Annotated in this window: 13 protein-coding genes and 1 pseudogene; 5 read left to right on the top strand and 9 right to left on the bottom strand. The window is 72.2% G+C overall.

Annotation, left to right across the window (positions count from 1 at the left end; genetic code table 11):
• Positions 1–234: 234 nt before the first annotated feature.
• A complete protein-coding gene (locus GHR20_RS17770) occupies positions 235–1011 on the top strand; it encodes a hypothetical protein (RefSeq protein WP_153813727.1) in 777 nt (258 codons plus the stop codon).
• Positions 1012–1036: 25 nt separating this feature from the next.
• On the opposite strand, the gene GHR20_RS17765 is transcribed toward GHR20_RS17770, so the two are convergent.
• The 3 genes from GHR20_RS17765 to GHR20_RS17755 form a co-directional block, all read right to left on the bottom strand.
• Positions 1037–2041, bottom strand: coding sequence for a DUF1648 domain-containing protein (locus GHR20_RS17765; RefSeq protein ID WP_243878062.1), 1005 nt, complete (start codon positions 2039–2041; stop codon positions 1037–1039).
• Positions 2041–2388 (bottom strand): GntR family transcriptional regulator, encoded by a 348-nt coding sequence (locus tag GHR20_RS17760; RefSeq protein ID WP_111583286.1) that lies wholly within the window; start codon positions 2386–2388, stop codon positions 2041–2043. The genes GHR20_RS17765 and GHR20_RS17760 overlap by 1 nt, the downstream gene beginning before the upstream one ends.
• Before the next feature lie 201 nt (positions 2389–2589).
• Entirely contained in the window at positions 2590–3492 is a 903-nt protein-coding gene (locus GHR20_RS17755) for a serine hydrolase (RefSeq protein WP_153813726.1), read from the bottom strand.
• Between the two features lie 188 nt (positions 3493–3680).
• Between GHR20_RS17755 and GHR20_RS17750 the strand changes: the two genes are divergently transcribed.
• Positions 3681–4352, top strand: a complete 672-nt coding sequence (locus GHR20_RS17750) for a GntR family transcriptional regulator (RefSeq protein WP_111583403.1) — start codon at positions 3681–3683, stop codon at positions 4350–4352.
• A complete protein-coding gene (locus GHR20_RS17745) occupies positions 4349–5644 on the top strand; it encodes an MFS transporter (RefSeq protein ID WP_153813725.1) in 1296 nt (431 codons plus the stop codon). Before GHR20_RS17750 ends, GHR20_RS17745 begins: the two co-directional genes overlap by 4 nt.
• Positions 5645–5665: 21 nt before the next feature.
• On the opposite strand, the gene GHR20_RS17740 is transcribed toward GHR20_RS17745, so the two are convergent.
• Positions 5666–6418: a class I SAM-dependent methyltransferase gene (locus GHR20_RS17740; protein WP_153813724.1), complete on the bottom strand. Its 753-nt coding sequence runs from the start codon at positions 6416–6418 to the stop codon at positions 5666–5668.
• 176 nt (positions 6419–6594) lie between these two features.
• Entirely contained in the window at positions 6595–7419 is an 825-nt protein-coding gene (locus tag GHR20_RS17735) for a maleylpyruvate isomerase family mycothiol-dependent enzyme (protein ID WP_153813723.1), read from the bottom strand.
• Between the two features lie 182 nt (positions 7420–7601).
• Between GHR20_RS17735 and GHR20_RS17730 the strand changes: the two genes are divergently transcribed.
• Positions 7602–8420, top strand: coding sequence for a carbon-nitrogen family hydrolase (locus GHR20_RS17730; RefSeq protein ID WP_153813722.1), 819 nt, complete (start codon positions 7602–7604; stop codon positions 8418–8420).
• A gap of 93 nt (positions 8421–8513) precedes the next feature.
• On the opposite strand, the gene GHR20_RS17725 is transcribed toward GHR20_RS17730, so the two are convergent.
• On the bottom strand, positions 8514–9008 hold the full coding sequence (locus GHR20_RS17725; RefSeq protein WP_111583280.1) for an LURP-one-related family protein: 495 nt from the start codon (positions 9006–9008) through the stop codon (positions 8514–8516).
• Positions 9009–9160: 152 nt separating this feature from the next.
• Here GHR20_RS17725 and GHR20_RS17720 point away from each other — a divergent pair, with 152 nt between their 5' ends.
• Positions 9161–11005, top strand: coding sequence for an NHL domain-containing thioredoxin family protein (locus GHR20_RS17720; protein WP_153813721.1), 1845 nt, complete (start codon positions 9161–9163; stop codon positions 11003–11005).
• Here the strand turns inward: GHR20_RS17720 and GHR20_RS37565 are convergent.
• From GHR20_RS37565 to GHR20_RS17705, 3 genes and pseudogenes are all read right to left on the bottom strand, one after another.
• Positions 10993–11249: pseudogene (locus GHR20_RS37565) on the bottom strand (DUF6458 family protein). The gene GHR20_RS17720 and the pseudogene GHR20_RS37565 sit on opposite strands and share 13 nt — an antisense overlap.
• A gap of 146 nt (positions 11250–11395) precedes the next feature.
• Positions 11396–12745 carry a M18 family aminopeptidase gene (locus GHR20_RS17710; RefSeq protein ID WP_275549693.1) on the bottom strand — a complete coding sequence of 450 codons (1350 nt, stop codon included), beginning with the start codon at positions 12743–12745 and terminating at the stop codon, positions 11396–11398.
• Positions 12746–12871: 126 nt separating this feature from the next.
• The gene (locus tag GHR20_RS17705) at positions 12872–14698 is read right to left on the bottom strand and encodes an acyl-CoA dehydrogenase (RefSeq protein ID WP_153813720.1); all 1827 of its coding nucleotides are present in this window, start codon (positions 14696–14698) and stop codon (positions 12872–12874) included.
• Positions 14699–14826: the final 128 nt, after the last annotated feature.

The raw sequence follows: 14826 nt of genomic DNA, 5'->3' as shown, positions 1-14826 counted from the left end.
CGTGAATTGGGCGGGGACGGAGGCGGGGGCGGGGCGGGGACGAGGGGATAGGCGGAGAGGAGATAGGGAGAGGACGGGATAGGGGGATAGGGAGAGGGGTGGGGAAAGGGGGAGCGAAGCCGATCCCTGAGCCTTTCCCGGCCCGGGCCCTGACCTGGTGTCAGGGGTGGGTCAGGGGCCCGCCAGGGGTGTCACGGATGGTGAGGGCGCGGTGGCCGGCGGCAGGCTGGGGGCATGACGAAATCCATTGCCGCCGGGGCCGGTTCGGGTCCTGTTCGCCGTTCCGCCCTCGGGCGGCGCGTGTCCGTCCGTCGCGCCGCCGCCCTCGCGGGTGCGGCCGTCCTCGCCGGTACGGCGGCGGTGTGCGCGCCCGGTGTCGCGGTCGCCGCGCCCCGGCCCGCCGTCTCCGCCGCGTCCGCCGTGCCCGTGACCGGCTTCCGGGACTGCCCGTCCCTGCCCGGCGGGGCCGACCCGGCCCGCTGGAGATGCGAAGTGCACTCCGCGGCACCGGTGCTGACCATCGGAAAGGTGACGGTGCGGCTCGCCCCGATCACCATGACGCACGCGGAAGGTCCCCTGCCGGACGGCGGCGACGGACAGGTGTGGGGCGCGATGCACAGCGCGCCGACGGCCGTGCCGGGTGTCCGGGGCCTCGCGATACAGCCCGAGTACGGAGGCCGGTCCGACTTCTACACCGGCACGTTCAGTCTCCGCTTCCACCTCCTCGGCCGCCTGTGGGGACCGGACTGCGCCATCGGCGCCACCGCCCCCGTCGACTTCCGGCTGAAGCGCTCGGGTCCCTCCACCTGGGTCTCCCAGGACCCGCCGCTGATCGAGTTCTCGGCCTACGACGACACCTTCGCCGTCCCCGCCGCCGAGCACTGCGGCCCGCTCGCCCCGCTCGTCGACCACCGCCTCGGCCTGCCGGCGGCCGCGGGGAACCTGATGACGTACGACGCGTCGTACACCTTCAGGACCTACGACCGGCTCCCCCGCATACCGGCGCGGTAGCGGGGACGGCGCGCCGGGCCACGGCTCACCGGCCGGGCTCGGGCCGGCGGGCGCGGAGGGCGTTGAGCAGGGCCGCGCCCCGTTCCGCGTCGTCCACACTCACCGCGAAGTCGGAACGCCGGCCCCGGGGGCGTACGACCAGACAGTCACCGGCGCGCAGCATGACCGTGGTGCCGAGGCCGCTGAACCGGTAGCCCCAGCCGCCGACCTGGGAGGGCAGGCGCCGTTCGGCGCGGGCGGATTCGAGGGCGTCCGGGGTCCAGCGGCGGACGGGCCAGCCGAGAGGGCCGAAGGAGACCTCCAGGCCCGCCTCCGAGACCTTCGCCCGGACCGAGGAGAAGACGCCGCCCGCGAGGGCGACGGCGGCGCAGGCGGCGCACACCGGCCAGAGCGCCGCGCCGGGCGCCAGTCCGAGGACCAGCCCCAGTCCCGCGCCGACGGCGACCAGAGCCGCCACCGCCGAGAGCGACTGGAGCCAGGGGTTGGCCGTGCGGGAGAACCAGGCCAGGCGTTCGTCCCGGGCCAGGTCCAGCTCCGGGGCCCCGGCCCGGGGCGCGGTGGCGGCGGTGGTGGCCCGGACGGTCAGCCGCCAGGCGAGTACTCCGGCCGCCGCGGCGAGGGCCAGGGTGACGGCGATCCACCAGACGGGCTGGCGGGCCTGGTGCCAGTCCGCGCGGTCCAGGTTCGCCCGCACGACCGAGACCTGGGCGCCGACGAGGACGACGGCGGTGGGGGCGAGGGCGATGGGCAGCCAGGAGCGGGGTCCGGGCCAGGAGCGGCGCCGGCGCACGCTCAGGGCGAGGGCGAGCACCAGCCAGACCGCGGCCGGTATCAGGGAGGCCGACCACAGCGGCATCGAGCCGTCGGGTGCCGGGCCGCCGCTCCAGTGGGTGGCCAGCCGGTCCGGGAGCCGGTCCCGCTGGAGCCAGGGAAGCCCGGCGACCAGCGCGGCGACGGCCGCCGTACCGCCCACCAGGGCGCAGCGCCCGGCACGGCGCCGGCCGCGTCCCCCGTCGTGCCCGTCCGTCATCACAACTCCCGGATCATGTCGATGAGATCGGTCCGGCTGTACCCCAGCCGGGATGCCTCGGCCACCAGCTCCCGCACCTTGATGCGGAGTCCCGAGCGGGGGGCCGCGGCGCCCTCGGCGACGGTGATGCCCCGGCCCCGGCGGAACTCCAGCAGGCCCTCGTCGCGCAGGTCGCGCAGGGCCCGCAGGACCGTGTTGACGTTGAGGTCCAGGGCCGTGGAGAGATCGCGGGCCGAGGGCAGGCGCTCGCCCGCCCGGCATTCGCCCTCGGCGATGGCCCGTCGGATCGCCGCCGCGACCTGCTCGTGCAGGGGGCGGGTGTCGGTGGTGTCCAGGCGCAGCAACATGGTGCTAATGAAGCTAGCACCATTCACTTCATCGCGGCACCCCGCCCGGACCCGCGGCCCCGGCGGCTCCCCGGGCGCGGTGGCCCGCCCGGGCCCGGACAGCACGACGGGCCCGCCGCTGGGTGCGACGGGCCCGGGTGTGGAGCGGGTGAGCCGGTGAACCGGCGTCGGTGTCAGGCGTCAGGCGTCAGGCGCCCGGCGTCAGCCGAGCTTGGCGAAGCCGTAGTTGAGGAGCTTCGTGGCGTCCGACTCGCGCTGGGGGATGGAGGTGGAGGACAGGACGGTGCCGATGACGGTCTTGCCGTGGCGGGTGGCGGCGAAGACCAGGCAGTAGCCGGCCTCGGGGCCGGATCCGGTCTTCACGCCGATGGTGCCGCTGTAGCTCTTGAGGAGGCCATTGGTGTTGACCCAGGCCGTCATCGTGCGGGTGCTGCCGGTCTTGGTCTTCGTCTTGGCCGTGTACGACTTGGTCTTGACGATGGTGCGGAAGGTGGAGCTCTTCATCGCGCTGCTGGCGATCTTCGTCAGGTCGCGCGGCGTCGAGTAGTTCTTGCCGTTGCCGATGCCGTCGAAGGAATCGAAGTGCGTGTTCTTCAGGCCGAGGCTCTTGGCGGCGCTGTTCATCTTGCCGATGAAGTTCGACACGCGGGCGGTGCGGGTCGAGCCGGAGCCGTACTTGTCCGCGAGGGCGTAGGCGGCGTCGCAGCCGGACGGCAGCATCAGCCCGTACAGCAGCTGGCGGACGGTCACCTTGTCGCCCACGATCAGGTGGGCCTGGGAGGCGTTGTTCTTGACGACGTAGTCGCTGTACGCCTTCTGGACCGTCACCGTGGCGTCGAGGTTCAGGTTCTTCTGCGCCAGGACGACCTTGGCCGTCATGATCTTGGTCGTGGACCCGGTGGGCCGCTTGGTGTCCGCGGCCTTGGTGTAGAGGGTCGAACCGCTCCCGTTGTTCATCACGTAGCCGCCCTTGCCTCCGATGGAGGGCGCGGTGACGGCCTGTGCGGGCGCCGCGGTCAGGGCGCCGGTGGCGATCAGCGCACCGGAGGTGATCGCGACGGCGGTGGCTCGGCGGAGGCGGATGCCCTGGATGCCGGTAATCAAAGTGAATACCCCGATTGTCTGGAATGCCCCTGGATGCGGCCGAGTTGAGGTGCTCAGAGAAAAAGGCCGCATCTGTCTGACACGTAGGTAGCACAGAAGGTTGTGCGGCAAACGGGGGGAGATCGGTGTCACGTCCGCATCGTGGACGCCGGCGTGTGTTGCGTACCTGTTGTATCTATCCTGTGGGCATGAAGACGGCCGTCCCGCACTCCGCCCCGCCCGCCAAACAGCCACCCGCCGCCGACCGCGTCTACGCGCACGTCAAACAGAGCGTCCTCGACCGGAGCTACGAGGGCGGCACCCTCCTCACCGAAGGCGAGCTGGCCGAGGCCGTGGGCGTGTCGCGCACGCCCGTGCGGGAGGCGCTGCTGCGGCTGGAGGTCGAGGGTCTGATCCGGCTCTACCCGAAGAAGGGCGCCCTGGTGCTGCCCGTCTCCGCGCAGGAGATCTCCGACGTGGTGGAGACCCGGCTGCTGGTGGAGGAGCACGCGGCGCGCAAGGCCGTGCCCGCCCCGCCGGGCCTGCTGGAGCGGCTGGCCGAGCTGCTGGAGCGGCAGAAGGCGCAGGTCGCCGCCGGGGAGCTGACCGAGGCCGCGGTGACCGACCGCTGCTTCCACGCCGAGATCGTGCGCAGCGGGGGCAACGAGATCCTGGCGCGCCTCTACGACCAGCTGCGCGACCGCCAGCTGCGGATGGGCGTCGCCGTCATGTACTCCCACCCCGACCGGGTGGCCACCACGCTCGCCGAGCACGAGGAGATCCTGGAGGCGTTGCGGGCCGGGGACGCGGAGGCGGCCGTCGGGGTCGTGCACCGGCATGTGAGCCGGGTGTCGCTTCTCGCGCGGGGGGAGGTCCGATGAACAAGCTCACCCTTCCGGGTGACCCGCCGGGCGGTGCGCGGGCCGTCGGCGTGTGGTCCATAGGCGTCGCGGTCTACTTCGTCGCCGTCATCTTCCGCACCTCGCTGGGCGTGGCGGGTCTCGACGCGGCCGACCGCTTCCATGTGAACGCCTCGGCGCTGTCCACCTTCTCCATACTCCAGCTGCTGGTCTACGCCGGCATGCAGATACCCGTCGGCCTGATGGTCGACCGCCTCGGCACCAAGAAGGTGCTGGCCCTGGGCACCGTCCTGTTCACGATCGGCCAGCTGGGCTTCGCCTTCTCGCCGTCGTACGGCACCGCGCTCGCCTCCCGGGCGCTGCTGGGCTGCGGTGACGCGATGACGTTCATCAGCGTGCTGCGCCTGGGCACCCGCTGGTTCCCGGCCCGCCGCGGCCCCCTGGTCGCGCAGCTCGCCGCCCTGGTCGGCATGGCGGGCAACCTCGTCTCCACCCTCGTCCTGGCCCGGCTGCTGCACAGCATCGGCTGGACGCAGGCGTTCGCCGGCAGCGCGCTGGCCGGCGTGGTCGTCCTCGTCCTGACCCTGCTGTTCCTGAAGGACCACCCCGAGGGCCACGAGCCCGCGCCGTCCGCGCACCAGGGCTCCGCCTACGTCCGCCGGCAGATCGCCGAGGCATGGCGGGAGCCGGGCACCCGGCTCGGGATGTGGGTGCACTTCACCACCCAGTTCCCGGCGATGGTCTTCCTGCTGCTGTGGGGCCTGCCGTTCCTGGTCGAGTCGGAGGGGCTCAGCCGGGCCACGGCCGGTGAGCTGCTGACCCTCGTCGTGCTCTCGAACATGGTGGTGGGGCTGGTCTACGGCCAGGTCATCGCCCGGCACCACACCGCCCGGCTGCCGCTCGCGCTGGGCACGGTGGCGGCGACCGCGCTGCTGTGGGCGGCCACGCTGGCCTACCCCGCGCCGCACGCCCCGATGTGGCTGCTGATCGTCCTGTGCGCGGTGCTCGGCGCCTGCGGGCCCGCCTCGATGATCGGATTCGACTTCGCCCGCCCGGCCAATCCGCCCGAGCGTCAGGGCACCGCGTCCGGGATCACCAACATGGGCGGTTTCATCGCCTCGATGACCACCCTGCTCGCGATCGGCGTGCTGCTGGACGCGACGGGGGACGAATACCGGGTGGCGTTCAGCGCGGTGTTCGTCCTCCAGGCGATCGGCCTCAGCCAGATCCTGCGGCTGCGGGCCCGGGCGGCCCGCCGTGAGCGTGAGCGGCTGGTGGCCAGCCGGGTGGAGACGGTGCACGTACCGGCGTGAGCCGGCCGCCGGGGTCCGGGGTCAGCGCAGGTCGGGTACGAGGGTGAGGTACGCGATGCCGAGGACGCCCCGGTAGCTCATCCACTGGCGGCGGCGCCGGTCCAGGCGGGCGCGGGTCTCGGGCGCCAGCGGATGGCCCGGGTGCCGGGCGAGCCAGACCTCCAGGCCCGCCTGGTAGCCCGACTCGAACTCCTCCCACTCCTGGAGGCTCGCCGTCTCGGTCCACTCCGGGCGGAAACCGGCCTCGACCGCGAGGTCGAGGAGCCCGCCGAGGTCAGAGTGGTCGTCCGGGGTGGCGCCCGGCCACATGCCGGACAACTCGGCCCCGGTGGGTGGCCGCTGCCAGAAACCCTCGCCGACCAGCACCCGGCCCCGGTCGGTCACCAGGCGGCGCAGGGCGCGCAGGGCCTCGGCGGTCGGCGGCTCGGCCTCGCTGAGGGCCTGGGTGGCGCCGAGGCAGAGCACCAGGTCGGCCGGGCCCCGCTCGGTGCCCACGGCGGACTCCTCGGCGAACCGCACCCGGTGGCCGAGCCCGCGTTCCTCGGCGTTCTTCCGGGCGCGGGCGAGGTCCTCGGCATTCAGATCGACGCCGGTCCCGGTGGCGCCCGGTACGGCGTCCAGCACCCGGAGCAGCAACTCGGCCCAGCCGCAGCCGATGTCCAGCACGGTGCGGGGGCGGTTGGCCGCGAGCCGCTGGACCAGGGCGGTCGCGCGGGCTTCCGAGAGGGGACCGTGGAAGGTGAGCCGGGCGAGCCTGGGCAGGTCGATGGTCATACCGGTGAACGCTAGAAGGTCGCCCCGACCGCCACCACCGAATTGCCGGCGCCCCGAATTCCCCTCCGGGGAAAGGGCGGTCGCGGCATCACGGGACCATGGCAGCACGGCGTCACACGGTCACGGCAGCACCGGATCACGGCGCCGCGGGGCCCTGATGGCACGGCGTCACAGCGTCACGGCGTCACCGCGAAGTTCCGCAGGATGGCCTCCGCCAGTTCCTGGTCGCCCTCCGTCTTGACGCGGTCCGCCACCGCCTCGGGGGTCACCCGCCCGCAGGCCAGCCGCACATAGGTCTCCCAGTCGAGGGTGAGGGAGGCCACCGGGCCGAGCGCCGGGGCGGTCTCCAGGGTGCCGCGGCCCTGGATGTCGACGCGGATGGTGCGCAGGAACTCCACGGGGCCGTGCACATCGAAGACGACGGCCGAACTGCGCGGCGCGTCCGCGTCCTTCGCCACGATCTTCGGCAGCGCGTCCAGCAGGAGGTCCCGGGCGACGTGCGCGCCGGGCGAGTCGAGGTTGCCGGGGCGGCCGAGGGCCGTACGCAGATCCTGTTCGTGCACCCAGACGTCGAAGGCGCGCGTCCGGTAGGCGTGTTCGAGGGTGATCTCCCTGCCCATCGGGCCGCGCACGGTGGCGCCGGGCTCGCGGTTCTCGTTGCGCATCTGGCGGTTGCGGCGGATGACCGTGTACTCCAGTTCGGCCGTCATCTCCGGCGCCGTGTGGTGGCGGCGGACGTCGACCTGCATCTCCATGTAGCGCTGGTGCTCGTTGGCGACGTGGAAGAGGTCGCGGGGCAGCGAGTGGATGGGGCGCGGGTCGCCGAGCAGTTCGCAGTCCAGGCCGATGACGTGCGAGACGACATCGCGTACCGACCACCCCGGGCACGGTGTCCGCCGGTTCCACTCGGACTCGGCCAGTGGCTGCACCATCTCTGATATCGCGTCGACGGAGTGCGTCCAGGCGTCGGCGTAGGGCTGGAGGGTGGGATGCAGACTCACGGAACGGGACCCCTCGGCGGTCGGTACACGGGCGGGTTGCGGCGGCGGTGCCAGCGGGCGGCGGCGGCACGTCGGCGGGTGTCTGGGAAGCTAAGTTACGCTGCTGGCAGGCACCCCGGCAGTGCTTTCGCGTGACGATCGTAGGCCCGTATGGACGACTCGAATGCCAGGACGGTGGTAGTGTGCGCGCCTCTCTGATCCAGATCGGCGTCGACGAGGGCGAAACGCCCGCCTCGCGCAGAAAGCGCGCGGCCGCGCTGGTCCGGGCCCAGGCCGGGGCCGATCTGGTGGTGCTGCCCGAGCTGTGGACCACCGGCGCCTTCGCCTACGAGGACTTCGGCCGCGAGGCCGAGCCGCTGCGCGGGCCGACGTACGAGGCGATGGCCGAGGCCGCGGCCGACGCGGGTGTCTGGCTGCACGCCGGGTCGATCCCCGAGCGCGCGGCGTCCGCCGACGGCTCCGGGCCGGACGACGGGACCCTCTACAACACCTCCCTCGTCCTCTCCCCCTCCGGCGAACTGGCCGCCGCCTACCGCAAGATCCACCGCTTCGGCTTCGACCAGGGCGAGGCCGTGCTGATGGGCGCGGGCCGGGAGCCGGTGACGGTCCCGCTGCCCGGCACCACGCTCGGCCTCGGCACCTGCTACGACCTGCGCTTCCCCGAACTCTTCCGCGCGCTGGTCGACGCCGGCGCCGAGCTGCTGGTGCTCCCGGCGGGCTGGCCCGAGCGGCGACGCGCGCACTGGACGCTGCTGGCCCGGGCACGGGCGGTGGAGAACCAGGCGTTCGTGCTCGCCTGCGGAACGGCCGGGACGCACGCGGGAGTTCCGCAGGCGGGTCACTCGATCGTGGTGGACCCCTGGGGCGAGGTGCTGGCCGAGGCCGGCGCCGGCGAGGAGGTCCTCACCGTCGACCTCGACCCGGCGAAGGTGGCGGAGACGCGCGAGCAGTTCCCCGCGCTGAAGGACCGCGTCCTCGGGCTGGCGCCGCCCCGGCGTTAGCCGGCCCCGCCCCGCGCACCGGACCCGCGGGCGGTACGGCGTCCCCGCGGGCGGCACGCGCCCCGGCGGCATGCCGGTCGTCCTCCCGCCGGGTCAGTCGTCCTCCCGCTCCTTGTCCGCGAGGTGGATCACGCACACCGCGACCGCGATGATGAGCGCCGGGTCCGCGTCCTCGCGCACGACGTCCACGCCGTAGGTCTCCCGCAGGTGCAGCCAGCGGCGGGAGATCACGGCCAGCACCTCGCCGTCGTACTCGACGACGAACTCGCGGTCGAGGATCTTGCCGCTGACGTCCAGTTCGGAGCCGTCGGCCAGCGCGACGCGGTAGTGGTTGCGCAGCAGCGACAGCCGCTTGCGCTTGATGGTGGCGAGGCCCTCGCCGTCCCGTTCGATCACCATCGTGTCGCGCAGGGCGAACATCTTCTGGTGGATGTCGATCAGGACCCGGCCCTGGGCGTCCTTCAGCTCGAAGGTGTCCCGCAGCCGCATGGCCTTGCCGTCGACGAGGAAGACCTTGCGGCCGTGCTCGTCCTCGATCCAATAGTCTTCGCCGATGCCGAGCAGCCGGTCGCGTACCAGGAATCTCATGTCCTGAGCCCTTCCCAGGTTCGGTGGATTCATCACGGGCGCGTGGGGCGATTCGCGGCGCGCGGACCGCTTTTCCACAGGCGGTGCGGGCGAGTTGTCCGGGTTATCCACAGGCCGAGCGGGATGCCGGGGGCCGGTGGCACTCTTGAGCCATGACCGATTCCGCACCACCCCGGCGCCCCCGCGTCCGTGCTCCCGAGCTGACCGGCAAGGGCGGCTGGCTGAACACGGGCGGCCGTGCGTACACGCTGTCCGACCTGCGCGGCCGCATCGTCGTCCTGGACTTCTGGACCTTCTGCTGCATCAACTGCCTGCATGTCCTGGACGAGCTGCGCGAGCTGGAGCACCGACACCCGGACACGGTGGTGGTGATCGGCGTGCACTCCCCCAAGTTCGCGCACGAGGCGGAACACGCTGCGGTCGCGGACGCGGTGGAGCGGTACGGCGTGGCCCACCCGGTGCTGGACGACCCCGAGCTGGCCACCTGGAAGCAGTACGCGGTGCGCGCCTGGCCGACGCTCGTGGTCGTCGACCCGGAGGGGTATGTCGTCGCCCAGCACGCGGGCGAGGGCCATGTGCACGCCATCGAGCGGCTGGTGACGGAGCTGGCGGCCGAGCACGGGGCGAAGGGCACGCTGCGCCGCGGTGACGGCCCGTACGTACCGCCGGAGCCGGAGCCGACGACCCTGCGCTTCCCGGGCAAGGCGCTGCTGCTCCCGTCCGGGAACCTCCTGGTCAGCGACACCACCCGGCATCAGCTGGTGGAGCTGGCGGCGGACGGGGAGACCGTCGTACGGCGCATCGGCCAGGGCGGCCGGAGGCTCGTCGACGGCCCCGAGGACCGTGCCCGCTTCCAGGAGCCGCAGGGGCTCGCCCTGCTGCCCGACGGCAGCGTGGTGGTGGCGGACACCGTCCATCACGCCCTGCGCCGCTTCGACCCCGGAACGGGCCGCACCACGACCCTCGCGGGCACCGGGCGCCAGTGGATGCAGGGGGCCGCCACCTCGGGACCGGCCCGCGAGACCGACCTCTCCTCGCCCTGGGACGTCGCCTGGTGGCAGGGCCGGGTGTGGATCGCCATGGCGGGCGTCCACCAGCTGTGGACGTACGACCCCGAGGACGGCACGGTCGCGGTCGCCGCCGGGACGACCAACGAGGGACTGGTCGACGGCCCCGCCGCCGAGGCGTGGTTCGCCCAGCCCTCCGGGCTCGCGGCCACCGCCGACCGGCTGTGGCTCGCCGACTCCGAGACCAGCGCCCTGCGCTGGGTGGACCCGGACGGGGCGGTGCACACCGCGGTCGGCACCGGCCTGTTCGACTTCGGGCACCGGGACGGCGCGGCCGGACAGGCGTTGTTCCAGCACCCGTTGGGCGTCACCGCGCTGCCGGACGGCTCGGTCGCGGTCGCCGACACCTACAACCACGCCCTGCGCCGCTACGACCCGGCGACCGGCGAGGTGACCACCCTCGCCACGGATCTGCGCGAGCCCAGCGACGCGGTGCTCGTCGGCGAGGACATCGTGGTGGTGGAGTCGGCCCGGCACCGGCTGACCCGGCTGCGGCTGCCGGAGGAGGCGGTGCGTGTGGAGTCGGTGGCCCACCGCACCCGGCGCGCGGCGACCGAGGTCGCTCCCGGCCGGCTGCTGCTCGACGTCGTCTTCCAGGCCCCGCGGGGCCAGAAGCTGGACACCCGCTACGGCCCCTCCACCCGCCTGCTGGTCTCCTCGACCCCGCCCGAGCTGCTGCTCCGGGGCGAGGGAGCGGGCACCGGCCTGAGCCGGGAACTGGAGCTCGACGCGGCCGTCCGGGAAGGGGTGTTGCACATATCCGCGATGGCCGCGTCCTGCGACGACGACGGGGAGAACGAGTACCCGGCCTGCCATGTGCACCAGCAGGACTGGGGTGTCCCGGTCCGCCTCACCGAGGGTGCGACGGACCGTCTGCCGCTCGTCCTCGCGGGGATGGACGAGCAGGAGAGCGGGTCTCAGACGCCGTAGCCGTCGGTGTAGCCCTCACCGGTGTGGTGATGGCGGTGGGGTCCTCCTCCACGATCGGCGTCGCGGGCGGTACGACGACCCGCCGGCGCCGTGCGATCCCGCTGAACGTGGCGACGCCGATCAGTCCGACGGCCATCAGGATCAGGCCGACGACCGTGAGGTTGACGCCGTGCATGTGCCAGTCGGTCGCGAACGTGAGGATGGCCCCCACGGCGATGAGGATGATGCATCCGCCGAGCCCCATGAGGCTTCGCCTCCCCTTTCGGTTCCGGAATCTCCGGTGCCGTCCGGATACCCCGCGCGGCCCCGAGTAGCCCTGCGCACGGCGGCAGTTCGCGATCCGTCTCTCCGAAAGGCCGTTCGCGGGCGGCCTTTCGGAGGACCGGGGGCCTATCCCTCCAGGAAGGCGGTGAGGGCGTTGGCGAGGAGGAACGGGTCGTCGGCGCCGCACAGTTCGCGGGCGCTGTGCATGGAGAGGATCGCCACGCCGATGTCGACGGTGCGGATGCCGTGCCGGGCCGCGGTGATCGGGCCGATGGTGGTGCCGCAGGGCATGGAGTTGTTGGAGACGAACGACTGGAAGGGGACACCGGCCTTCTCGCAGGCGGCGGCGAACACCGCGCGGCCCGAACCGTCCGTGGCGTAGCGGTTGTTGACGTTCACCTTGAGGATCGGGCCGCCGTTGACGCGCGGGTGGTGCGTCGGGTCGTGCCGCTCCGCGTAGTTGGGGTGCACGGCGTGCCCGGTGTCCGAGGAGAGGCACACGGTGCCGGCGAAGGCGCGGGCGCGGTCCTCGTAGCTGCCGCCGCGGGCGAACACCGAGCGCTCCAGGACGGAGCCGAGCAGCGGGCCGTCCGCGCCGGTGTCGGACTGCGAGCCGTTCTCCTCGTGGTCGAAGGCGGCCAGCACCGGGATGCGGGTGAGCGGGGTGCCGGAGGTCGCGGCGGCGGCCAGCGCGGCGGCGCCCGCGTGCACGGAGAGCAGGTTGTCCATGCGCGGACCGGCGACCAGTTCGCGGTCCCGGCCGAGGTAGGCCGGTGCCTCCACCGGGTACGTCATCAGGTCCCAGCCGGCCACCGAGTGCGCGTCCAGGCCGGCCTCCTGCTCCAGGAAGGAGATCAGGTCGCCGTCGAGCACCTCGTCGCCGAGGCCCCACACGGGCTGGAGGTGGCGCTGCTTGTCCAGCTTGAGGCCCTCGCTGCTGACCGAGCGGTCCAGGTGGATGGCGAGCTGCGGCACCCGCAGCAGCGGCCGGTCCACGTCGACCAGGACGGTGGAGCCGTCGCGCAGGGTCAGCCGGCCGGCCAGGCCCAGATCGCGGTCCAGCCAGGAGTTCATCAGCGGGCCGCCGTAGATCTCCACGGCGACCTGGCGCCAGCCGTGCGCGCCGGTGTCCGGGCGCGGCTTGATCCGCAGGTTGGGGGAGTCGGTGTGCGCGCCGATGATGTGGAACGGCGTGTGCGGCGCGGCGTCCTCGGGGACGTACCAGGCGATGATCGCGCCACCGCGCAGCACGTACCGGCCGCCGCTGGTGCCGTCCCAGGCGTCCGTCTCGGCGACCTGCCGGAAGCCGGCCTTCTCCAGCCGCTCGGCGACGTTCGCCACGGCGTGGTACGGCGTGGGGCTGGCCGCGAGGAAGGACATCAGGTCGTCGGTGTGGCCGCGGTCGAAGGCGAGAGGGGCGCGCGCAGCGCTCGCTGGAGGGGTGACGGCGTGCGACGGGCGGGATGGGGCGCTCATGGCATTCACCTTAACGACGGGCACGGGCCCGCTCCCGGTAAGGGGAGCGGGCCCGTGCACGGAAACGGCAGGGACGTCCGGAACGTCCGGCACCGGCGCCGGGAAAGGGCGCCGGTCCGGGGCGTCCTAGAACGCGGCCTCGTCCAGCTCCATCAGGTCCAGCTCGAGGCCCGTGGCGAGCTTGCGGGCCAGGGTGACGCCTGGCAGGACGTTCGCGGCGAAGAACTTCGCGGCGGCGATCTTGCCGGTGTAGAACGCCTTGTCCTTCGCGGAGGCCGTGGCGAGCTTCTCGGTGGCGACGGCGGCACCCTTGAGCAGCAGGTAGCCGATGATGACGTCGCCGGAGGCGAGCAGCAGGCGGGTGGTGTTCAGGCCGACCTTGTAGATGTTCTTGGCGTCGTCCTGGGTGGCGGCGAGGTCGGTCAGCATCAGGCCGACGATCGCCTCCAGCTCCACGGCGGCCTTGGCCAGGTGCTCGCGGGCGCCGGACAGGTCCTCGCCGCCGGTGCCGAGCGCCAGGAACTTCTTGATGTCCTCGGCGAGCGAGTTCAGCGCGGCGCCCTGGTTGCGGACGATCTTGCGGAAGAAGAAGTCCTGGCCCTGGATCGCGGTGGTGCCCTCGTAGAGGGTGTCGATCTTGGAGTCCCGGATGTACTGCTCGATCGGGTACTCCTGGAGGAAGCCGGAGCCGCCGAACGTCTGGAGCGACTGGGCCAGCTGCTCGTACGCCTTCTCGGAGCCGTAGCCCTTGACGACGGGCAGCAGCAGGTCGTTGAGGGCGTGGTCGGCGGAGGCGTCCTCGCCGTTCGCCTCCTTGACCTGGATCGCGTCCTGGACGGAGGCGGTGTACATCACCAGGGCCCGCATGCCCTCGGCGTACGCCTTCTGCGTCATCAGCGAGCGGCGCACGTCGGGGTGGTGGGTGATGGTGACCTTGGGCGCGGCCTTGTCCATGAAGTTGGCCAGGTCCGGACCCTGGACGCGCTCCTTGGCGTACTCCAGGGCGTTCAGGTAGCCGGTGGACAGCGTGGAGATCGCCTTCGTGCCGACCATCATGCGGGCGAACTCGATGATGCGGAACATCTGGCGGATGCCGTCGTGCTTGTCGCCGATCAGCCAGCCCTTGGCGGGGTGGCGGTCGCCGAAGGTCATCTCGCACGTGTTGGACGCCTTCAGGCCCATCTTGTGCTCGACGTTGGTGGCGTAGACGCCGTTGCGCTCGCCCAGCTCGCCGGTCTCGAAGTCGAACTCGTGCTTCGGCACCAGGAACAGGGACAGGCCCTTGGTGCCGGGGCCGGCGCCCTCGGGACGCGCGAGCACGTAGTGGAGGATGTTCTCCGACATGTCGTGCTCACCCGAGGTGATGAAGCGCTTCACGCCCTCGATGTGCCAGGAGCCGTCCTCCTGCTGGACCGCCTTGGTGCGGCCGGCGCCCACGTCGGAGCCCGCGTCGGGCTCGGTGAGCACCATCGTGGAGCCCCACTGCTTCTCCACGGCGATCGAGGCGATGTGCTTCTGGACCTCGTTGCCCTCCTCGAAGAGGATGCCGGCGAACGCCGGGCCGGAGGAGTACATCCACACGGCCGGGTTGGCGCCCAGGATCAGCTCGGCGTAGGCCCAGATCAGGGAGCGCGGCGAGGTGGTGCCGCCGATCTCCTCGGGCAGGCCGAGGCGCCAGTACTCGGAGTCCATGAAGGACTGGTAGCTCTTCCTGAAGGAGGCCGGGACCGGCGCCGTGTTGGTCTCCGGGTCGAAGACCGGCGGGTTGCGGTCGGCGTCGGCGAAGGACTCGGCCAGCTCGTTCTCCGAGAGGCGGGTCATCTCGTCCAGGATGCTCTTGGCGGTCTCGACGTCCATCTCCTCGAACGGGCCGGTGCCGTACACCTTGTCGCGCCCGAGTACTTCGAAGAGGTTGAACTCGATGTCGCGGAGATTCGACTTGTAGTGCCCCATGGCGACGGCTCCGTTGAGGGATCGGCGAGGCACTGACTCCTCGCATCTGTTTCACGTACCAATAAGTAGCTACGATGATGCTACCCGCCGGTAATAAGACGCAACCCCAGTCCGGCCAAGTGTGAGAA

Source organism: Streptomyces sp. SUK 48 (assembly GCF_009650765.1).
GTDB lineage: Bacteria > Actinomycetota > Actinomycetes > Streptomycetales > Streptomycetaceae > Streptomyces.
This window is presented reverse-complemented; position numbering and strand designations above follow the sequence as displayed.